The sequence below is a fragment of the Azohydromonas aeria genome (genome assembly GCF_009760915.1).
Lineage (GTDB): Bacteria > Pseudomonadota > Gammaproteobacteria > Burkholderiales > Burkholderiaceae_C > Azohydromonas > Azohydromonas aeria.
The window spans coordinates 26785-47398 of sequence record NZ_VIDQ01000004.1; the positions used below are offsets into that span (position 1 = coordinate 26785).

A 20614-nucleotide genomic window follows, 5' to 3' on the forward strand; every position below is an offset into this window, starting at 1 on the left:
CTGCATTGACGATGCAATGACACTTCGGTCGCGCGGCAAAGGCTCGGAGACAGGCAGCGAAGAGGAAAAGAGCGGGCAGCGACAATGCTGCGGGTGAACCCTAGATTGTAATTCCGATGCCCGATCCCGACGCGCGAGCAAGCGCCACGCCCGACGAGTACGCGAGCGAAGCCGCGCCCACCGTGACGCCCGACACGCTGGCCGGCGCCGCGTGCGAGCCTTTTCGCGACCCCACGCGCTTCGTGCTGTTGCACACCAGCCACCCCGGCAACGTCGGCGCGGCCGCGCGCGCCATGAAGGTGATGGGCTTCCACGACCTGGTGCTGGTGCAACCGCGCTTCGCCGACGTGCTGTGCCGCGAGGAGACGGTGGCCATGGCCAGCGGCGCGGCCGACATCCTGGCGCGCGCGCGCATCGTGCCGACGCTTTCCGAGGCGCTGGAGGGCGTGGCCTTCGCATGCGCCACGGCCATGACGCCGCGCGACTTCGGCCCGCCCACCCACGCCCCGCGCGAGCTGCTGCCGCGCCTGGCCGCCGAGCGCCAGCGCGTGGCCTTCGTCTTCGGCAGCGAGCGCTACGGCATGAGCAACGACGACGTCTACCGCTGCCACGCCTGCGTGTCGGTGCCCACGCACCCGGACTACGGCTCGCTCAACCTGTCGCAGGCGGTGCAGCTCATCGCCTACGACTGGCGCCAGGCGCTGGGCGGCTTCACGGTCGCGCCGCGCGTGCCCGACCCGACGCTGGCCGACGGCGTGGCGGTGCAGGGCGCGCTGGAGCACTGGCGCGAGGCGCTGGTGGAGATCGGCTTCCTGGACCCGGCCACGCCGCGAAAACTCCTGCCGCGGCTGCAGCAACTCATCAACCGGGCCCAGCCCACGGCCGAGGAGGTGCACATCCTGCGCGGCATGGCGCGCGCGGTGCAGCGCGCGGCGCGCAAGGCGGCCAAGCCGTGAGTCCCGCCGCCGCCGCCGTGCCGCCGCGCAAACGTCAGGGTTCGCACGGCTTGCCTACACTTCAGCACCCCCTTGGGAAGTCATGACCATGTTTAGCCGCCTGCGTGAAACCATCTCCTGCATTCGCGAGCGCGACCCCGCCGCGCGCTCCAACTGGGAGGTGCTCACCTGTTATCCGGGCGTGCATGCGCTGATGTTCCACCAGCTCTCCAGCTGGTGCTGGCGCCACGGCCTGCGCTGGCTGGGCCGCTTCATCTCGCACCTGGGGCGCTTCTTCACCGGCATCGAGATCCACCCGGGCGCGAAGATCGGCCGGCGCGTGTTCATCGACCACGGCATGGGCGTCGTCATCGGCGAGACCGCCGAGGTCGGCGACGGCTGCACCATCTACCAGGGCGTGACGCTGGGCGGCACCTCGCTCACGCGCGGCTCCAAGCGGCACCCGACGCTGGAGCCCGGCGTCATCGTCGGCGCCAACGCGCAGGTGCTGGGCGGCTTCACGGTAGGTGCGGGCGCGCGCATCGGTTCCGGCGCGGTGGTGGTCAAGCCGGTGCCGCCGGGCGCCACCGCCGTGGGCAACCCGGCGCGCGTGCTGGCCGCCGAGGCCGAGGCCGCGCGCGAGGCCGCCGCGGCGCGCATGGGCTTCTCGGCCTACGGCGTGACGCAGGGCGACGACCCGGTGGCGCAGGCCATGAAGGGGCTCATCGACAACGCTTCCAGCCACGAGCACCAGATCGCCCTGCTGTGGCAGGCCATCGAGAAGCTCTCGGGCCGCACCCGCGAGCTGCCCGCCGAATCCCTGCCCAGCGACGCCCACACCACCGAGCGCTTCGACGCCGAGGCGCTGAACCGGCTGGTGAAGTGAGCTGACACGCCGGCGCGGTGGACTCGCGCGCCGCGCGGTGCGCCATAACCCCGGGTGCCAAGCGGCCCGGGGTTTTTTGTTGCCGGTTGCCGCCTCCTTCGTGCCCGGGACGGCGTCCCGAAACGACAGGTGCGACGCTTCACACGCCCCAACATATGAAATACTCGATTACAGGATTTGCGGACTGAAGCCGCTGGCGCGTTGCGCCGGCGCTGCCGTCCGGACCCATGCCTGTCCCTCTCCGAGAGGAAGCCCATGCCGTACCCGGACGACCTGATTTCCCTCGACCTGGACGCCGTGATCCAGGCGCTGGCGCATTCCGAGCTGCTCAAGGACGCGCCGCCCGAAGTGCTGCGCCGCGTGCAGGACGAATGCGTGCCGATGGCGCTGCCTGCCGGCGAGCTGCTGCTGTCGCCGCAGCACGAGAACCAGCATGTCTATGTGCTGCTCTCGGGATTGCTGGGCCTGCACTTCGAGGCGGTGAGCCAGCCCGAGGTGCGCGAGCTGACACCGGGCAGCTCGGTGGGCGAGATGTCGGTGCTCGACGACGCGCACCCCCGCGCTTACGTCGTGGCCAAGGAGGACTCGCTGGTGCTGCCGCTGCACCGCGAGCTGGTGCTGTGGCTCATCGACGAGGTCGACGTCGTCGCGCGCAACCTGCTGCGGCTGATGACGCGGCGGCGCCGCCGCCACGACACACAACCCATCGCGCGCGACCAGGAGCGGCTGTTCGACCTGGCCAACGACGTCTACGTCGATGCGCTCACCGGCGTCTACAACCGGCGCTGGCTCGACCTGGCGCTGACGCGGCTGCTGCAGCCCAGCAGCGAGCGCGACATGAGCCGCCCGCTGACGGTGCTGCTCATCGATGCCGACTTCTTCAAGGACTACAACGACCACAACGGCCACCTCGCTGGCGACCGCGCGCTGGTGGCGCTGAGCGAGACGCTGCGCTTCACGCTGCGGCTGTCGGACGTGTGCGTGCGCTACGGCGGCGAGGAGTTCCTGGTGCTGCTGCCCAACACCGAGGTGCCGGAGGCGCGCGCCGTGGCCGAGCGCGTGCGCCGCGCCGTGCAGATGCGCGCCATCGCCATGCCCGACGGCACGCCGCTGCCGGGCATCACGGTGTCGATCGGGCTGGCCAGCAGCGAGGGGCTGGACACGCCCGAAGCCGTCATCGCCGCCGCCGACGCGCAGCTCTACCAGGCCAAGCACGGCGGGCGCAACCGGGTCTGTCCGTGAGGCGGGTAGGCCGGGCGCTGGCATGCCCGGCCCGGCGGCATGCCCAGTTCAGCCCTTCGCCGCCCTGATCGCCGACTTCGGCCGGAACGCCTTGCACACCGCCGGGTCGGTCTCGATGTACGGCCCGCCGATGAGGTCGATGCAGTAGGGCACGGCGGCGAAGATGCCCGGGGCCGGCGGCGTGGCCGCGGGCAGGCCTTCCAGCGTCTCGGCGATGGCCTTGGGCTGCCCGGGCAGGTTGATGATCAGGCTCTTGCCGCGGATCACCGCCACCTGGCGCGACAGGATCGCCGTGGGCACGAAGCGCAGGCTGATCTGGCGCATCTGCTCGCCGAAGCCCGGCATCTCCTTGTGCGCCACGGCCAGCGTGGCCTCGGGCGTGACGTCGCGCGGCGCGGGGCCGGTGCCGCCGGTGGTCAGCACCAGGTCGCAGGCCTCGTCGTCCACCAGCGCGCGCAGCGTGGCGCTGATGCCGTCCTGCTCGTCCGGGATCAGCCTTTCCACCCACTGCACCGGGTTGCGCAGCGCGCGCGTGAGCCACTCGCGCAGCGCGGGCAGGCCCTGGTCCTGGTAGACGCCGGCGCTGGCGCGGTCGCTGATGGACACCAGCCCGATGCGCACGGCATCGAATTCGTTCGAAGGGGCTTCACTCATCGTCGCTCACCTGCGGCTTGATGAACTGGAACAGCTCGCGCCAGGCGCGGCCGTGGCGCTGCTCGGGGGGCAGGGCGGCGTCCTTCTGCGCGGCGCGGATGAGGCTGCGCAGGCGCTGCGCGTCGGTGTCGGGGTGCTTCTGCATCCAGCGCGTGACGGCCTCGGCGTCGGCCACCAGCTCGGCGCGCCAGCGCTCGGCGTGGTGCAGCCGCACGGCGTCCTGCGCGTGGCCGAGCTTGAAGGCCGCCACGGCCTCGCGCAGCGGCTCCACGTCGGCGAAGCGCATGAGCTTGCCCACGTACTGCAGCTGGCGGCGGCGGCCTTCGTGCGACTTGGTCTTCTTGAGGTCTTTCAGGGCGGAGAGCAGCCGCTCTTCCATCGGGATGGCGGCCAGCCGGGCGTCGGGCAGCTCGATGAGCTCCTGGCCGAGCTTCTGCAGCTCGTGCGCCTCGCGCTTGAGCGCGGATTTGCTGGGACGGTCGTCACCCTCGTCGGGGTGGAAATCGGAATCAGGGATGGACATGGCTCTTCAAATGCGCTGGGTATGATAGCCCCGGCCCCCCTACACAGCCTCCCGGCACCGACTTCATGACCCGTTCCAACGCCCCGGTTTTTGCCTACACGCGCGAGCAGTTCGAGCAGATCGTCGACGACGCCCTGGCGCTCGCGAAGAAGCTCGGCGCCAGCGACGCCGGCGTGGAGGTTTCCGAGGGCGTGGGCCTGTCGGTGTCGGTGCGCAAGGGCGAGCTGGAGAACGTGGAGCGCAACCGCGACAAGTCGGTGGGCATCAGCGTCTACATCGGTCAGCGCCGCGGCAACGCCAGCACCTCCGACTTCTCGCCCGCGGCCCTGGAGCAGACGGTGCGCGCGGCCTACGACATCGCCCGCTTCACCGCCGAGGACCCGGCCGCCGGGCTGCCCGACGAAGCGGACCTGGTCTCCCCCGAGGACGCCAGGCGCGACCTCGACCTGTTCCACCCCTGGGACATCGACGCCGAGGCCGCCGCCGAGCTCGCGCGCCGCTGCGAGCAGGCCGCCTTCGACGTGGACCGCCGCATCACCAATTCCGAAGGCGCCGGCGTGTCGGCGCAGCAGGCGCATTTCCTGGCCGCCAACACCCGCGGCTTCAAGGGCGGCTACGCCAGCTCGCGGCACTCGCTGTCGGTGGCGCCCATTGCCGGGCGCGGCGACGGCATGCAGCGCGACCACTGGTACACCTCGATGCGCAACGCCTCCGAGATGGCCAGCCCCGAGGCCGTCGGCCGCTACGCCGCCGAGCGCGCGCTGTCGCGCCTGAAGGCCAGGAAGATCGCCACCTGCGAGGTGCCGGTGCTGTTCGAGAGCACGCTGGCCGCGGGGCTGATCGGCGCCTACGTGCAGGCCACCAGCGGCGGCGCGCTCTACCGCAAGGCCACCTTCCTGCACGACAGCCTGGGCCAGCAGACGATGGCGGAGCACCTGGACATCGTCGAGGACCCGCACATCCCGCGCGGCAAGGGCAGCGCGCCCTTCGACGACGAGGGCGTGGCCACGCGCAAGCGGTCCGTGGTCGAGGCCGGCGTGACGCAGACCTATTTCCTCTCCAGCTACTCCGCGCGCAAGCTCGGCCTGCGCACCACGGGCCACGCCGGCGGGGCGCAGAACATGCGCCTGACCAGCCGGCTGACGCAGCCCGGCGACGACCTCGACGAGATGCTGCGCAAGCTCGGCCGCGGCCTGTTCGTGATCGAGCTCATGGGCCAGGGCGTCAATGCCGTCACCGGCGACTACTCGCGCGGCGCCACCGGCTTCTGGGTCGAGGGCGGGCGCATCGTGCACCCGGTGCAGGAGATCACCATCGCCGGCAACCTGGGGCAGATGCTCAAGCAGATCGTGGCCGTGGGCGCCGACGAGTTCACCACCGGCAGCAAGACCACCGGCTCGGTGCTGATCGAGCGCATGAAGGTGGCCGGGCTCTGACCCTCATCTTTCTCGCGAGCCCTGGAATACGAGCCGTCCCGTCCCGGGGCAAACGGCTCTCTTCGCTGACGCGCCGCTGACGCATTTGGTTGCCGTCGTAAAATCGCGGATTCGCCCCTGCGGCGGGCCCGCCATCACGGCGCGCTTCACTACTCCTACCGCTGAGACAAGCTCATGAAGAAACTGCTCACCATCCTGAGCGCGGCCCTGGCCGCGACCGTGGCCCAGGCGGCCGACATCAAGGTCGGCGTGGCCGAGGCGCTGTCCGGCGGCGCGGCGCAGTACGGCACGGCCATCCGCAACGGCTTCCAGCTCGCGGCCGACGAGATCAACGCCGCCGGCGGCATCAACGGCAACAAGATCCAGCTGGTCATCGAGGACGAGCAGGGCAAGAAGGAAGAGGCGATCAACGTCTTCAAGAAGCTGATCTTCCAGGACCAGGTGCTCATGGTGTTCGGCCCGACGCTGTCGAACTCCGCGCAGGCCGCCGACCCCGTTGCCCAGGCCGCCAAGACCGTCGTGTTCGGCACCTCCAACACCGCCGACGGCATCACCAGCATCGGCGACTTCGTGTTCCGCAACTCCGTCACCGAGGCCGACGTGCTGCCCGAGACGCTGAAGATGGCGGTCAAGAAGGCCGGCGTGAAGAAGGTGGCCGTGCTCTACGGCAACGACGACGTCTTCACCAAGAGCGGCTACGACAACTTCAAGAAGGCGCTGGCCGACCTCAACATCCCCGTCACCACCACCGAGACCTTCGCCAAGGGCGACGTGGACTTCAAGGCCCAGCTCACCAAGATCAAGGCCACCAACCCCGACGCCATCGTGCTGTCGGCGCTGCTGGCCGAGGGCGCGCCGATCATGGTGCAGGCCCGCCAGCTGGGCCTGAACGTGCCCGTCATCGGCGGCAACGGCATGAACTCCGTGAAGGTGTTCGACCTGGCCAAGGAGCGCGCCGAAGGCCTGTGGGTCGGCAGCCCGTGGTCGATCGAGAACCAGTCCGAAGCCAACCGCAAGTTCGTGGTCGCCTACACGGCCAGGTTCAAGAGCGCGCCCGACCAGTTTGCCGCGCAGGCCTATGACGGCATGTACATCGCCGCGCAGGCCATGAAGAAGATCAAGCTCAGCGGCAACATCGCCGCCGACCGCGTGGCGCTGCGCGACGCGCTGCCCACCGTGAAGTGGAGCGGCGCCACCGGCGACTTCCAGTTCCGCCGCGCCACCGACCGCGCCGGCCGCCCGGCGGGCTATGACGCGCAGCAGACCGCCATCGTCAGCGTGACGCGCAGCGGCAAGTTCTCGATCGAGAAGTAAGAATTCTCCCCCGGGCGCCAGCCCGCCAACTTGAAGACCGCGGCGCGCCGCCAGGCGCTCCGCGGTCGATTTACTTCCATGCTTGAACAACAACTCGTCAACGCCCTGTCGCTGGGCTGCGTGTACGCCCTGTTCGCGCTGGGCTTCACGCTGGTCTTCGGCGTGCTCGGCGTGATCAACCTCGCGCACGGCGCCATGTTCACCGTGGGCGCCTACGCGGCGCTGGTGTTCGTGGAGAACCTGGCGCTGCCGCTGTGGGCCGCGGCACTGCTGGCAGCCTTCCTCAGCGGCGTGTTCGGCCTGCTCATCGACCGGTTGGTGCTGCGCCGGCTGCGCGACAACAACGCGCCGCACCTGATCCCGATGATCACCACCATCGGCATCGGCATCGCCGTGACCAGCACCCTGCAGGGCATCTTCGGCGCGGAGAACCGGCGCTTCCCGCAGGAGGTGGTGCCCGACGCGGCGCTGGACCTGGGCGGGCTGCACCTGACGGTGCTGGAGCTGGGGATCATCCTGCTGTCCTTCGCGCTGATGGCGGTGCTGCTGCTGGGCATCCAGCGCACGCAGCTCGGCCGCGCGCTGCGCGCCATCGCCGAGTCGCCGAAAGCCGCGTGGCTGCTGGGCATCAACGTCGAGGGGCTGTTCATGCTGACCTCGTTCGTGGCGGCGGCGCTCGGCGGGCTGTCGGGCGTGCTCATCGGCCTGGCCTCCAACGCCGTGTTCCCGCTCATGGGCCAGCCCATGCTGCACAAGGGCATCGCCGTGATCATCCTGGGCGGCATGGGCGACATCCGCGGCGCGCTGATCGGCGGCCTGTTCCTGGGCTTCGCCGAAGTGATGTCGGTGGCCTACATCGGCTCCACGATGCGCGACGCCGTGGCCTTCGGGCTGCTCTACCTGATCCTGCTGGTGCGCCCCACGGGCCTGTTCGGCAAGCTGCAGCAGCGCAAGGCCTGACGCACCGAGAACAACAACGATGAGTGCCTTCGACAACTTCTGGGCGATCTACAGCAACCTGGTGCTCACGCTGGGCACCAACGCGCTGCTGGCGCTGTCCATCTATCTCACGCTCTCGTGCGGGCTGCTGGCCATGGCCAACGGCGCGTTCATGGGCATCGGCGCCTACACCGCGTCGCTGCTGACCATGAACACCGCCACGCCGTTCCCGCTGGCGCTGGCCGCCGGCATGGTCGCGCCCTCGCTGGTGGCCTTCGTCATCGGCAAGCCGACGCTGCGGCTGTCCGGGGTCTATCTGGCCATGGCCACGCTGGGCTTCGGCGAGGTGGTGCGCATCCTCATCCTCAACACCGAGGACTGGACCGGCGGCGCACTCGGCCTCAACGGCATTCCGCAGCTCACGCAGTGGTGGCACGTGCTGCTGGCGGTGGTGCTGACGCTGTTCGTGCTGTGGCAGCTGCGGCGCACGCGCATCGGCCGCGCATTCGAAGCCATCAAGGAGGACGAGACCGCCGCGGCGCTGATGGGCATCGACATCGCCGCGCACAAGATGCTGGCCTTCGTGCTGGGCGCGGCGCTGGCCGGCCTGGCCGGCGCGCTCAATGCGCACCTGACGTTCTTCATCGGCCCCAACGAGTACGGCTTCGACCGCGGCGTGGAGATCCTGACCATGGCGATCCTGGGCGGCATCAACGGCCTCACGGGCCCGGTGCTGGGCGCGGTGATCCTGACGCTGCTGCCCGAAGTGCTGCGCTCGCTCAAGGATTTCCGCCTGGTGGTCAACGGCCTGATCCTGGTCGTGATCACGCTGTTCCTGCCGCGCGGGCTGTGGGACCCGGCGCGCTTCCGCCGCCTGCTGGGCCGCAAGGGTTGATCGACAAGGCCATGCTGACACTCGCCAACGTCTCGATGCGGTTCGGCGGCCTGCACGTGCTGCAGGACGTCAACATCGCGCTGCCCCCGGAGGGCAGCATCTTCGGTCTCATCGGCCCCAACGGCGCCGGCAAGACCACCGTCTTCAACCTCGTCACCGGGCTGTTCCGGCCCACCGGCGGCACGATCGAGTTCGACGGGCAGAGCCTCGTCGGCCTCGCGCCGCACCAGGTCACGCGCCGCGGCATTGCGCGCACCTTCCAGAACATCCGCGTGTTCAAGGAGATGAGCCTGCTCGACAACGTGGTGGTGGGCATGCACCGCCACCTGGGCTACGGTGCCCTGGGCACGCTCGTCTCCAGCCCCGGCGTGCGCGCCGCGGAGAGGAAGGCGCGCGAGCGCGCGCTGGAGTTGCTGAGCTGGGTGCGGCTGGACCACAAGGCCGGTGCGACCGCCGACAGCCTGTCCTACGGCGAGCAGCGCCGGCTGGAGCTGGCCCGTGCCCTGGCCACGGAGCCGAAGCTGCTGCTGCTCGACGAGCCCGTGGCCGGCATGAACGCCAGCGAGAAGACCGAGCTGATGCACGAGATCCGCAACATCCGCGCGCGCGGCTACGGCATCTTCATGATCGAGCACGACATGCGCTTCGTCATGGGCCTGTGCGAGCGCGTGGCGGTGCTCAACTTCGGCCGCATCATCTGCGACGACGTGCCCGAAGTGGTGCAGCGCGACCCGCGCGTGATCGAGGCCTACCTCGGCCGCGACGAGGACCCGCTGCAGGAAGTGGATGCCGCACAGGGAGCCCGGCCATGAGCACGAACCAGACGACCGCGCCGCTGCTGCGCGTGGAAGGGCTGCAGGTGGCCTACGGCCACATCGAGGCCGTCAAGGGCATCGACTTCGAGCTGCGCGAAGGCCAGATCACGGCGCTGGTCGGCGCCAACGGCGCGGGCAAGTCCACGACGCTCATGGCGCTGTCCGGGCTGGTCAGGCCGCGCGCCGGGCGCTTCCTGTTCGAGGGCGCCGACCTCGGGGCGCTCAAGCCGCACGAGCGCGTGGCGCGCGGCATCGTGCAGGTGGCCGAAGGCCGCGCGATGCTCACGCAGCTCACCGTGCGCGAGAACCTGGAGCTGGGCGCCTACAGCCGCCCCGGGCGCAAGGCGCAGCCCGGCGACCTGGAGCGCGTGTTCGAGCTGTTCCCGCGGCTGAAGGAGCGCCTCGACGGTTACGCCGGCAACCTCTCCGGCGGCGAGCAGCAGATGCTGGCCATCGGCCGTGCGCTCATGGCCAAGCCCCGCGTGCTGCTGCTCGACGAGCCCTCGATGGGCCTGGCGCCGATCGTGGTGCAGGAGATCTTCCGCACCCTGGTGGGCATCAACCGCACGGGGCTGACCATCCTGCTGGTCGAGCAGAACGTGCGCCAGGCGCTGCGCATCGCCGCCCAGGCCTACGTGCTGGAAACCGGCCGCATCGTGCTGCAGGGCCCCGGGCGCGCGCTGCTGGACGATCCGAAGGTGCAGGCGGCCTACCTGGGCGGCTGAGCGCGCCGCCCGGGCGCCGCTTCACGCCGGCATGGCCTCGGCGGCCGCCCGTCGCGGCCGCGCCTGCAGCCACGCCGCCAACGCGTCCGCCGGCATCGGCCGGCCCAGCAGGTAACCCTGCACCTGGTCGCAGCCCGCGTGGCGCAGGCACTCGCGCTGCGCCTCGGTTTCCACCCCTTCGGCCACCACCTGCAGCCGTAGCTGGTGCGCCAGCGCGATCACGCCGCCGGCGATGGCCGCGTCCTTGGGGCCGTCGGGCAGGTCGCGCACGAAGGAACGGTCGAGCTTCACCGCGTCCAGCGGCAGCCGCTTGAGGTAGGCCAGCGAGGAGTGGCCGGTGCCGAAGTCGTCGATCGACACGCGCACGCCCAGCGCGCGCAGCGCGCCCAGCAGCCGCGCCGCTTCCTCGGGCTCGCGCATCACCATGCTCTCGGTGAGCTCCAGCTCCAGCAGCGACGGCGCGGCGCCGCTGTCGCGCAGCGCCCCTTGCACGTCCTCCAGCAGGCCGCCGCCGGCGAACTGGCTGGCCGACAGGTTCACCGCCACCGGCAACGGCCCCAGGCCGCGCGCCCGCCAGCCCATGGCATCGGCGAGCGCCTGCGCCAGCACCCAGCGGCCCAGCTCGGCGATGAGGCCAATGTCCTCGGCCAGCGGGATGAACTCGGCCGGGCTGACCGCGCCCCATTGCGGGTGCACCCAGCGCGCCAGCGCCTCCACGCCGGTGACGCGGCCGTCGGCCAGGCTCATCTTGGGCTGGTAGGCCAGGGTGAGCTCGCGGCGCTCGACGGCGCGGCGCAGCGCGGCCTGCAGCCCCAGGCGGCGCTGCGCCTGCTCGTCCATCTGCGCGGCAAAGAAGGCGAAGCGGTTCTTGCCCGCCTCCTTGGCGCGGTACATGGCGATGTCGGCGTGGCGCAGCAGCGTGGCGGCGTCGGCGCCGTCGTCGGGAAACACCGCCACGCCCACGCTGGCCGTCACGGGGCACTCATGGCCGTTGACGAGGTAGGGCACGGCCAGCGCGGTCACGAGCTTGCGCGCCAGCGTCTGCAGCGCGTCGTCGGCGCCGGCGTCGTGCTCGGCCAGCACCACGAACTCGTCGCCGCCGTGGCGCGCCACCAGGTCGGCGCGGCGCAGCTGCTCGCGCAGCCGGGCCGCCACCTGGCGCAGCAGCTCGTCGCCGGCGCCATGGCCCAGCGTGTCGTTGACGGCCTTGAATCGGTCCAGGTCCACGAAGTAGACCGCCAGGCGCCCGTGGGCGCGCCGGCTGCGCTCGATGGCGTGCTCCAGGTGCGCCGCGAGCAGGCCGCGGTTGAGCGCGCCGGTGAGCGCGTCATGGTGCGCGGCGTGCAGCAGCTCCCGCTCGGCGTGGCGCCGCTGCAGGAACTGGCCGAGCTGCGTGCCCAGCGTGCGCGCCAGCGCCACCAGCCCGGCATCGGGCGCGTGCCCGCTGGCGCGCCGGAACTCCAGCACCCCGGTGGGGGCGCCGCCGGACATCACGGGCACCGCCAGCACGCCGGACGGCCCGTCCCAGGCGCGGAAAGGCTGCTCCGCGGCGGCGTGCGGCGAGTCCCCGGGCGCAGTGGCGGCCTCCGCCGGGACGGCTCGGCCCACGCTCCAGGCCGGCTCGCGCAGCCGCCAGGCACGGGCGGCGCAGTCGCCGGCCGTGGCAGCGCCGACCTCCTCCGCGCCGGGCGCGCACCAGTGCTGGACGCGCCGCAGTGCCGCGCCGTCCCAGCGCCAGTAGGCGGCGGCCTGCCAGTCCAGCGTCTCGCACCAGGTGGGAAAGAGCTGGCGCAGTGCCTGCGCCTCGTCCTCGCTGTCGGCCAGCACGCGCGTGACGGCGTGCTCCACGGCCAGGCGCAGCTCGCCGTGCTTGCGCGCGCTGATGTCCATGAGCGTGCCGCGCAGCCGGCGCACCCGGCCCGGCGTGCCGGCTTCGGCGCGCACGATGGCATGCAGCCAGCGCGGTCCGGCGGGCTCCGAGGCGTCCGGCGCCGCGGCCGCGGCGGCGGGCTGCAGCCGCAGCTCCAGCTCGAAGCCGGCGCCGTCGGCCGCCGCCTCGCGCAGGCGCCGCGTGAACAGCGCGCGGTCGGTTGGGTGCAGGTGCTCCAGCCCCGCGGCGCCGAGCAGCTGCCGCGCCTGCGCCGAGGCGTGGAAGCGGTCGCCGTCCACGTCGAAGCGCCAGCTGCCCAGGCGCGCCACGCGCTGCGCCTCGGCCAGCTCGGCCTCGCTGTGGCGCAGCTCCCGCGTCATGGCCTCGGCCAGCGCGCCGGCCCGCACGCGCGCGCCCGCCAGCGAGCGCACCAGCGCGAACAGCAGCAGCGACATGGCGGTGCCGGCGGCCAGCACCGTCCAGGGCAGGGCCACGTCGGCGCGGTCGCCCGCGGCAAAGGCCGCGCTGGGACGCACCCGCAGCGTCCAGCGCCGCCCGCCCAGCTCCAGCCGGTGCACGGCCTCCAGCGGGGACGCCGGCGCCGTGCCGGCATGGCCGTCGTAGAGCAGGGTGTCGGCGCCCGGCGGCAGCTCGGCGCCGTCCACGGGGCCGCTGTCGTGGATGCTCAGCCGCAGCTCGCGCTGCATGCCGGGCGTGAGCGTGCCGGCCATGAAGGACTTCATGCTGAGACTGGCGCCCACCACGCCGACGAAGGCGCGGCGGCGCTGCGCCACGTCGGCCACCGGCAGGCCGACCTGGTACACGGGCAGGCGCAGCTGGAAGTCCGACGCGCCGGTGGCCGGGCTGGTGGGCTGCAGCCGCGCCGAGGCGGCCAGCGCGCCGGTGTCGCGGGCGCGCTCCAGCGCGGCGCGGCGGCCCCAGTCGCTGGCCAGGTCGAAGCCGAAGTCACGCTCCATGCCCTCGGCCGGCTCGATGAACTTGAGCACGTAGTGGGTCTGGCGCACGACGTCGGGGTGGATCGCGAAGTCCGGCAAGCCCTCGGCCCGCAGCGCCTGCTCGAACGCCGCGCGCCGCGCATGCGGCACCACCTCGGCGAAGCTCAGCAGCTGCAGTCCGGGATAGCGGCGCGCCAGGTCCATGTGCTGGGCATAGCGCTGGAAATCCGCGCGCGAGACGGCGTCGGAGCCCTGGAAGAAGGCGCTGAGTCCATGCAGCACGTCGGCATAGGAGCGCAGCCGCGCTTCGAGGGCGTCGCGCGCCTCGCGCGAGTGCGCCTGCAGCCGCCGCTCCAGGTTCAGCTGCGCCTGGGCGCGCAGCCAGCCGAAGGCCAGCAGCGACAGCGCCAGGCCGGCCGCCAGCACGCACCAGGCCAGGCGGCTCGGGGAGGCGGCGATACGGGTGGAGCGGGACATGGCGGCACGCGGGCGGCGAGGGACGGGGACCAGGCGGCAGACGGGCGGGAAAGGAAGTGCGCCGCGGCGCTGCTGCCGCGGCAGCATCCGGGCGATCGGGACAGCTGTAAAGGGATGCCTTGCGCCTGCCTTCTGAGGGGGCAGGGCGGTGGGTGCGGCAGTGTGGCGCAGGTCTCGATGCGCCACGGCAGCGCGACGCGGCAGCGGCCGCGCGGCTGCGCACTATTGCCGTGAATCAGGCACGCGAACCGCGCGCCGCCTGGCGCAGCGCGCGGTGCGATTCACCGGGCGGTGTCCGTCAGGCCTGCGGCGACTGTTGCGCCAGCACGAACAGCTTGGTGCTGCGCGTGCCGGTGCGGCAGAAGGCCAGCACCGGCTTGGGCAGCTCCTGCAGCAGCCGCGCGAAGGCGGCGGCTTCTTCGGGCGACTGGTAGCCCGGCGCCACCGGCAGGTGCCGGTACTCGAGCCCGGCGGCGCGCGCGGCGGCCTCGATGACGGCGCTGGTGGGCTGGTCGGGGCCGCCCTCGAAGTCGGGGCGGTTGTTGATCACGCTGCGAAAGCCCGCGCGCGCGGCCTCGGCCATGGCCTCGGGCATGAGCTGCGGGGCCACGCACAGGTCGGGCGTGAGGGGGCGGAGCTGGAGTTCGGGCGAGGCGTTCATGCCTGCGAGCTTAGCGGCTGAGCGCCTGCTTCACGGCCGCGGACACCAGCGCCATCTCGGCCTTGCCGCCCAGGCGCGCCTTGGCCGCGCCCATGACCTTGCCCATGTCGCCGGAGCCGGCGGCGCCCAGCTCGGCCACCAGCGCATCGACCTCGGCCTGCACCTCGGCCTGCGACAGCCGCTGCGGCAGGTAGCCCTGCAGCACGGCCACCTCGGCGGCCTCGGCGTCGGCCAGGTCCTGGCGCCCGGCCTGGGTGTAGGCGGCGATGGAGTCCTTGCGCTGCTTGACCAGCTTGTCCACCACCGACACCACCTGCGCGTCGTCGAGCACGATGCGCTCATCGACCTCGCGCTGCTTGATGGCCGCCAGCAGCAGCCGGATGGTGGACAGCCGCAGCGCCTCCTTGGCGCGCATGGCCGACTTCATGTCCTCGGTGATCTGGTCCTTCAGGCCCATCGTGGTTCTCTCCAGGTGGTTCGGGGTGCGAAAAAGCGGTCCGGAAAAAGCAAAAGCCCGCGACGGCGTCCCGCGCGGGCTCGACTGCTTCGGCAGCAGCGCAGGCCGCAAGGACCTGCGCCGAAGAACGATCAGTACAGCTTCTTGGGCAGCTGCATGCTGCGCACGCGCTTGTAGTGGCGCTTGACGGCGGCAGCCTTCTTGCGCTTGCGCTCGGCCGTGGGCTTCTCGTAGAACTCGCGCGCACGCAGCTCGGTCAACAGGCCCAGCTTCTCAATGGTGCGCTTGAAGCGGCGCAGGGCCACATCGAACGGCTCGTTCTCTTTGACGCGAATCGTGGTCATGAAAAAGGGTTTCCTTCAGGGAAAGTGCGCTCGGTGTCCGCCACCGGAGTTTCCGGAATCCGTGAAACGGATCGACACGCGGGTTTGCCAGCAAAACGCGGAGTATAGCCCACCCGAAAGGGTGTGCCGCAAGCTGAGGCGTATCAAGTCCCGCGCGAAGCGTCGATTCCGCAACGCCCCGAGGGGCGATGAACACCCGGCCGGGGGCCCGGCGCCGCGGCCGGTCGTGGCGGCCGCTGCTCAGCCGGCCAGCGCGCCCTGGTCGGCCCGGGACTCGGCCATCGCCCGCGCGCAGGCCGCGGCGCTGGCCCAGGCCCACTGGAAGTTGTAGCCGCCGAGCCAGCCGGTCACGTCCACCACCTCGCCGATGAAGTGCAGCCCCGGCTGCCTTTTGCTCTCCATCGACTGCTGGTTCAGCTCGCGCGTGTCCACGCCGCCAGCCGTCACTTCCGCCTTGCGCCAGCCCTCGCTGCCGTCGGGCGTGAGCTCCCAGCGCGCCAGCGCCGCGCCCAGCGCGTTGAGCTCCTTGTCGCGCGCCTGCGGCATCGGCGTGGTGGCATCGGCGCCGGCGCGCGCGAGCCACGCCTCGGCCAGGCGCTGCGGCAGCAGCGCGCCCACCTCGTTGCCGAGCTGGCGCTTCGACCGGCCCTTGGCCTCGCGCAGCAGCGCGCCCACGTCGCGCCCGGGGGCGAGGTCGATGCGCAGCGGCTGCCCCGGCTGCCAGAAGCTGCTGATCTGCAGCACCGCCGGGCCGCTCAGGCCGCGGTGCGTGAACAGCAGGTCTTCGAGGAAGCGCATCGGCTTTTTGCCCGCGCCGGTCTCGATGCCCACCTCCAGCGCGATGCCCGCCAGCGGTGCGAAGGCGGCCCAGGTCGGCGCGTCGAAGGTCAGCGGCACCAGCGCGGGGCGCGGCTCGACCACGCGGTGGCCGAAGCGCTGCGCCAGCCGGAAGCCGAAGTCCGTGGCGCCGATCTTCGGAATCGAGAGGCCGCCGGTGGCGATCACCACCCGCGCCGCGCGTTGCGTGCCGCGCTCGGTGTCGAGCTCGAAGCCGGCCGCCGTGGCGCGCAGGTCCAGCACCTTGCACGGCTGCCAGCGCGTGACGCGCCCGGCCTCGCACTCGGCCAGCAGCATCTCGATCACGTCCTCCGCGGAGCGGTCGCAGAAGAGCTGGCCCTTGTGCTTCTCGTGGAAGGGGATGCCGTATTTCTTCATCAGGTCGATGAAGTCCGCCGGCGTGTAGCGCGCCAGCGCGGAGCGGCAGAAGTGCGGGTTCTCGCCCAGGTAGTTGGCGGGCGTGGCCTCGCGGTTGGTGAAGTTGCAGCGCCCGCCGCCGGAGATGCGGATCTTCTCCGCCACCTTCGGCGCGTGGTCGATGAGCAGCACCCGCAGGCCGAGCTGGCCGGCGATGCCGGCGCAAAACAGGCCGGCGGCGCCGGCGCCGACGATGACGCAATCCCAGGGTTCAGACATGGGGCGCGATTGTCAGGGTTGACCCTCGCCCGGCGCCGCCGCAGGTGTTTTACGTCGCGCCGTGCGTGACGGGCTGCGCGGTGCGCCCGGTCTTCGGACGCTGCTTCAGGCGCTGTGCGCCACCGCCTCGTCCTGCACCGCGGCCAGGGTGCCCAGCAGCAGCTCGACCTGGCGCTGCAGCGGCGCGGGCGCGGGCTTCTCGCCGCTGAGCACGCTCTGGATGTAGTGCGCGGTGGTGGCGGCGTCGTTGTCGCGCGGCAGCACCGGCAGGTGCGCCAGCGCCCCTTCCTGCGCCGGGCACGACAGCTCGGCCTGCGGCACGCCGGCCAGCGTGAAGTCCATGCGCGGCAGCCGGCGTGGGTCGGCCACAGGCTCGCCCTCGGTGCCGCGCAGCAGCAGCATGTCGGCGCGCTCGTTCTGCGCGTACTGCGCCAGCAGCTGGCCGAACTCGGGATGGGTGTAATTGCTCACGCGCACCGCGCGCGCGCCGCGCACGGGGTTGAGCATCTTGGCAATGGTGTGCCCGGAGTTGCGCAGCCCGATGACCCAGCGCACGTCCAGCAGCCGGGCCAGCGGCGGGCACAGCGCGTCGATGCGCATGAAGGCCGGCTCGTGCCGCGCCCAGGCGCGCTCGACCTCCTGCACCGTGCGCACCGCGGGCAGGCCCAGGCTCTGGAACACCTCGGCGCTGGTGACGCGCTTGGGGTCCTGCAGCGGCCCGTGCACCAGCACGCGCGCGCCTTCCTGCGCCAGGCGCAGCGCCAGCAGCGGCGTGAGGTTGGGCAGCCGGCGCGCGCCGTTGTAGGTGGGCAGGATCACCAACGGCCGGTCCGACGGGATGGCCACGCAGCGCTCGTGCGCCGCGGCGAGAAAGCCCGCCAGCTCCTCGGCGGTCTCGCCCTTCATGCGCATGGCGATGGCGAAGGCGCCGATCTCCAGGTCGCTGACGTTGCCGTCGAGCACCTGGCCCATGACCTCGCGGGCCTGGTCGAGGGTGAGCGAGCGCGCGCCGTTGGCGCCGCGGCCGATTTCCTTGAGGGTGCTTGCAATGCTCATGTGTGATTGTCTCCCGGCCGGATTTCGCAAGAAGCGGACCCGGCGGCGCCACGCACGGCCGGACCGCGCGTGAACCGCGAGCAAGGCGGGTGCACGCGCCGCCCGGCGCGCCCCCGGCCGGGTCGCTCAGGCCGGCACCGGCGGGGCCGCCACGGCCACCGGCGTGGCTTCCACCAGCGTCTTGAGCGCGGGCACGCAGGAGCCGCAGTTGGTGCCGCAGCGCAGCTGCGCCTGCAGCACCGACAGCCGTTCGCCGGGCGTGCCCGGACAGGCCGCCAGCGCGTCCCTGATCTGCGGCTCGCTGACGTTGAAGCAGGCGCACACCTGCTTGCCGCGCGGCGCCAGCGCCACCGGCGCCTTGGCGCCGGGCGCGAGCAGCAGCCGCCCGTAGGACTGTGCCGGCAGCTCGTCCTGCAGCAGCGCCTTGATCCAGCTTTCGGCGCTGGCGTCGCCGGCCAGCAGCACGGCCTCCAGCCGGCTGTCGCCGTCCACCGTGGCCAGGCGCACGGTGCGGCGTTGGCCGCGCTTGCGGTCCTCGTAGCGCAGCGCGCGCACGCCGGGGCCGGCCAGGCCGAGCAGCCGCTCGACCTCGTCGATCAGCTCCTGCGGCGGCGGCGCGTCGGCCGCGGCGCGGAACAGCACGCCACTGCGTGCATGGCCGAAGGGCACGCAACTGGCGTAGTCGAAGCGCTCCATCAGCGCGCGCAGCCCTTCGCGCGCCGCGTAGGCGTCCTCGTCGGGCAGCCAGGCCAGCCCCAGCAGCCGCCACGGCAGCTCGGCCTTGAGCAGTTTTACAGCTGCATGCTTCAGCTCCGGCTGTTTTGACACCGGGCAGAAGGCCGGCGAAGTCAGCGCATTGACGCCGGCCAGCGGCTCGCCGCGGCTGCTGCGCCCGGACACGAACTCCGAGCCCCAGTGCATCGGCACGTAGGCCTGCGTCAGCGGCACCGCGTCGCTGGCCACGGCCGGCAGCAGGATCGAGCCGCGACGCGAGGTCACGTGCACGAGGTCCCCCTCGGCCAGCTTCAGACGCGCCATCTCCTGCGGGTTCAGCTCCACCGCCGGCTCCGGCACGTGGCCGAAGAGCCGGCCCAGCACGCCCGTGCGGCTCATGCCGTGCCACTGGTCGCGCAGCCGCCCGGTGTTGAGGCTGAAGGGATAGCGGCCGTCGCGCGCCTCGGCCACCGGCTGGTAGGCCATGTCGGCGAACCTCGCGCGGCCGTCGGCGGTGGGAAACACGCCGTCCTCGTACAGCCGCGCGCGGCCCTGCGCGGCGCCTTCGGGCAGCGGCCACTGCTGCGGGCCGGCGGCGTCGAGCAGCGCCCAGCTCAGGCCGGTGATGTCCAGGTCGCGCCCGCGCGTGCTCTCGCGGTGCTCCAGCCAGGCGGCCTGCGGGCCGGCGTAGGCGAAGAGCGACGGCTTTCCCGGGCGCAGCCGGCCTTCGAGCCGCTGCGCGAACTCGGTGGCGATCGTGAAATCGCTGCGCGCCTCGCCCGGCGCCGCCACCGCCGCGCGCACGCGAGAGATGCGGCGCTCGCTGTTGGTGACAGTCCCTTCCTTCTCGCCCCAGGAGGCCGCCGGCAGCAGCAGGTCGGCAAACGCGGCGGTGGCGGTTTCCTTGAACGCCTCCTGCACCACGACGAACTCGGCCTGCTGCAGCGCGCGGCGCACGGTGGCCTGGTCGGGCAGCGACTGCGCCGGATTGGTGCATGCGATCCACAGCGCCTTGATCTCGCCGTCGGCCGCCGCCTCGAACATCTCGACCGCCGTCTTGCCAGGTTTCGAGGGCACGTCGTCCACCCCCCACAGCCGCGCCACCTCGGCACGGTGCGCCGGGTTGGCCATGTCGCGGTGCGCCGACAGCAGGTTGGCGAGGCCGCCCACCTCGCGCCCGCCCATGGCGTTGGGCTGGCCGGTGAGCGAGAAGGGCCCCGCGCCCGGCTTGCCGATCTGGCCGGTGGCCAGGTGCAGGTTGACCAGCGCCGCGTTCTTGGCCGTGCCGTTGCTGCTCTGGTTGAGGCCCTGGCAATAGAGCGACAGCGTCGGGGCGCGCACGCCGTCGCCGCCGTCGAGCCCGGCGAACCATTGCGCGGCGGTGACGATGTCGGCCTCGGGCAGCCCGGTGATGCGCGCCGTTTCCCGGGGGGTGAACTCGCGCACGCGATTTCGCACCGCCTCGAAGCCGCTGGTGTGGGCGGCGACATACGCGTTGTCGGTGAGCCCTTCCCACAGCATCAGGTGCAGCAGGCCGTGGAACAGCGCCACGTCGGTGCCCGGCAGCAGCGGCAGGTGCAGGTCGGCCAGGGCGGCGGTCTCGGTGCGGCGCGGATCGGCCACGATGAGGCGCAGCGCCGGATTGGCGCGCTTGGCGTCCTCGATGCGGCGCATCAGGATCGGGTGCGCCCAGGCGGTGTTGGAGCCGGCGATGAAGAGGGTGCGCGCGTGGCCGAGGTCGTCGTAGCAGGCGGGAGGGGCATCGGCGCCCAGCGTGGCCTTGTAGCCGGCCACGGCCGAGCTCATGCACAGGCGCGAGTTGGTGTCGACGTTGTTGGTGCCGACCAGGCCCTTGGCGAGCTTGTTGAAGACGTAGTAGTCCTCGGTGAGCAGCTGGCCGGAGAGGTAGAAGCCGACGGCGTCCTTGCCGTGGCGTCGGATCGCGTCCTCGAAGCGGTCGGTGGCCAGCGACAGCGCCTCGTTCCAGCCCACGCGCGCCGGCGCCTGGCCGCGCTGTTCGCGGCGCATCGGATACAGCAGGCGCTGGCGCAGCGTCACCGGCGCGGCGGCGGTCAGGTGCAGCGTGCTGCCCTTGCTGCACAGGCGGCCGAAGTTGGCCGGGTGCTGCGGGTCGCCGCGCACGCCGGTGATCTGCGCGCCATCGCTCTCGATGATCACGCCGCAGCCGACGCCGCAGTAGGGACAGGTGGAACGGGTTTCAGCCATGTCTCAAGAACCGTGT

General features: G+C 72.0%; 18 protein-coding genes. 9 read left to right on the forward strand and 9 right to left on the reverse strand.

What is annotated here, in order from left to right; genetic code table 11:
- Positions 1-116: 116 nt before the first annotated feature.
- From FJ694_RS04100 to FJ694_RS04110, 3 genes are all read left to right on the forward strand, one after another.
- Positions 117-956: an RNA methyltransferase gene (locus FJ694_RS04100; protein WP_157264468.1), complete on the forward strand. Its 840-nt coding sequence runs from the start codon at positions 117-119 to the stop codon at positions 954-956.
- An 88-nt stretch (positions 957-1044) separates the two neighbouring features.
- Positions 1045-1821 carry a serine O-acetyltransferase gene (gene cysE / locus FJ694_RS04105; RefSeq protein ID WP_157264470.1) on the forward strand — a complete coding sequence of 259 codons (777 nt, stop codon included), beginning with the start codon at positions 1045-1047 and terminating at the stop codon, positions 1819-1821.
- 255 nt (positions 1822-2076) lie between these two features.
- Complete coding sequence (locus tag FJ694_RS04110; RefSeq protein ID WP_157264472.1) at positions 2077-3063, forward strand: GGDEF domain-containing protein; 987 nt, start codon at positions 2077-2079, stop codon at positions 3061-3063.
- Positions 3064-3111: 48 nt separating this feature from the next.
- Here the strand turns inward: FJ694_RS04110 and mog are convergent, their stop codons facing one another.
- Positions 3112-3717 carry a molybdopterin adenylyltransferase gene (gene mog, locus FJ694_RS04115; protein WP_157264474.1) on the reverse strand — a complete coding sequence of 202 codons (606 nt, stop codon included), beginning with the start codon at positions 3715-3717 and terminating at the stop codon, positions 3112-3114.
- Positions 3710-4240: a ribosome biogenesis factor YjgA gene (gene yjgA, locus FJ694_RS04120; protein WP_157264476.1), complete on the reverse strand. Its 531-nt coding sequence runs from the start codon at positions 4238-4240 to the stop codon at positions 3710-3712. The genes mog and yjgA overlap by 8 nt, the downstream gene beginning before the upstream one ends.
- Positions 4241-4305: 65 nt before the next feature.
- Here yjgA and pmbA point away from each other — a divergent pair, with 65 nt between their 5' ends.
- The 6 genes from pmbA to FJ694_RS04150 all read left to right on the forward strand — a co-directional run bounded on the left by pmbA (position 4306) and on the right by FJ694_RS04150 (position 10364).
- Positions 4306-5676: a metalloprotease PmbA gene (pmbA, locus tag FJ694_RS04125; RefSeq protein WP_157264478.1), complete on the forward strand. Its 1371-nt coding sequence runs from the start codon at positions 4306-4308 to the stop codon at positions 5674-5676.
- A gap of 174 nt (positions 5677-5850) precedes the next feature.
- Complete coding sequence (locus FJ694_RS04130) at positions 5851-6990, forward strand: ABC transporter substrate-binding protein (protein ID WP_157264480.1); 1140 nt, start codon at positions 5851-5853, stop codon at positions 6988-6990.
- A gap of 78 nt (positions 6991-7068) precedes the next feature.
- Positions 7069-7950, forward strand: coding sequence for a branched-chain amino acid ABC transporter permease (locus FJ694_RS04135; protein ID WP_157264482.1), 882 nt, complete (start codon positions 7069-7071; stop codon positions 7948-7950).
- A gap of 19 nt (positions 7951-7969) precedes the next feature.
- Positions 7970-8824: a branched-chain amino acid ABC transporter permease gene (locus FJ694_RS04140; RefSeq protein ID WP_157264484.1), complete on the forward strand. Its 855-nt coding sequence runs from the start codon at positions 7970-7972 to the stop codon at positions 8822-8824.
- Between the two features lie 11 nt (positions 8825-8835).
- Complete coding sequence (locus tag FJ694_RS04145; protein ID WP_157264486.1) at positions 8836-9636, forward strand: ABC transporter ATP-binding protein; 801 nt, start codon at positions 8836-8838, stop codon at positions 9634-9636.
- Entirely contained in the window at positions 9633-10364 is a 732-nt protein-coding gene (locus FJ694_RS04150; protein WP_157264488.1) for an ABC transporter ATP-binding protein, read from the forward strand. The genes FJ694_RS04145 and FJ694_RS04150 overlap by 4 nt, the downstream gene beginning before the upstream one ends.
- A 21-nt stretch (positions 10365-10385) precedes the next feature.
- Here the strand turns inward: FJ694_RS04150 and FJ694_RS04155 are convergent, their stop codons facing one another.
- The 7 genes from FJ694_RS04155 to FJ694_RS04185 form a co-directional block, all read right to left on the reverse strand.
- A complete protein-coding gene (locus tag FJ694_RS04155; RefSeq protein WP_157264490.1) occupies positions 10386-13667 on the reverse strand; it encodes a bifunctional diguanylate cyclase/phosphodiesterase in 3282 nt (1093 codons plus the stop codon).
- Positions 13668-13965: 298 nt separating this feature from the next.
- The gene (locus FJ694_RS04160) at positions 13966-14328 is read right to left on the reverse strand and encodes a protein tyrosine phosphatase family protein (RefSeq protein WP_157264492.1); all 363 of its coding nucleotides are present in this window, start codon (positions 14326-14328) and stop codon (positions 13966-13968) included.
- A gap of 10 nt (positions 14329-14338) precedes the next feature.
- Positions 14339-14785 carry a GatB/YqeY domain-containing protein gene (locus FJ694_RS04165; protein ID WP_157264494.1) on the reverse strand — a complete coding sequence of 149 codons (447 nt, stop codon included), beginning with the start codon at positions 14783-14785 and terminating at the stop codon, positions 14339-14341.
- 131 nt (positions 14786-14916) lie between these two features.
- Complete coding sequence (gene rpsU, locus FJ694_RS04170; protein WP_012346814.1) at positions 14917-15129, reverse strand: 30S ribosomal protein S21; 213 nt, start codon at positions 15127-15129, stop codon at positions 14917-14919.
- A gap of 240 nt (positions 15130-15369) precedes the next feature.
- Positions 15370-16602, reverse strand: a complete 1233-nt coding sequence (locus FJ694_RS04175) for a BaiN/RdsA family NAD(P)/FAD-dependent oxidoreductase (RefSeq protein WP_157264496.1) — start codon at positions 16600-16602, stop codon at positions 15370-15372.
- 105 nt (positions 16603-16707) lie between these two features.
- Positions 16708-17658 carry a DNA-binding protein YbiB gene (gene ybiB / locus FJ694_RS04180; protein ID WP_157264498.1) on the reverse strand — a complete coding sequence of 317 codons (951 nt, stop codon included), beginning with the start codon at positions 17656-17658 and terminating at the stop codon, positions 16708-16710.
- A 126-nt stretch (positions 17659-17784) separates the two neighbouring features.
- A complete protein-coding gene (locus tag FJ694_RS04185; RefSeq protein WP_157264500.1) occupies positions 17785-20598 on the reverse strand; it encodes a nitrate reductase in 2814 nt (937 codons plus the stop codon).
- Positions 20599-20614: the final 16 nt, after the last annotated feature.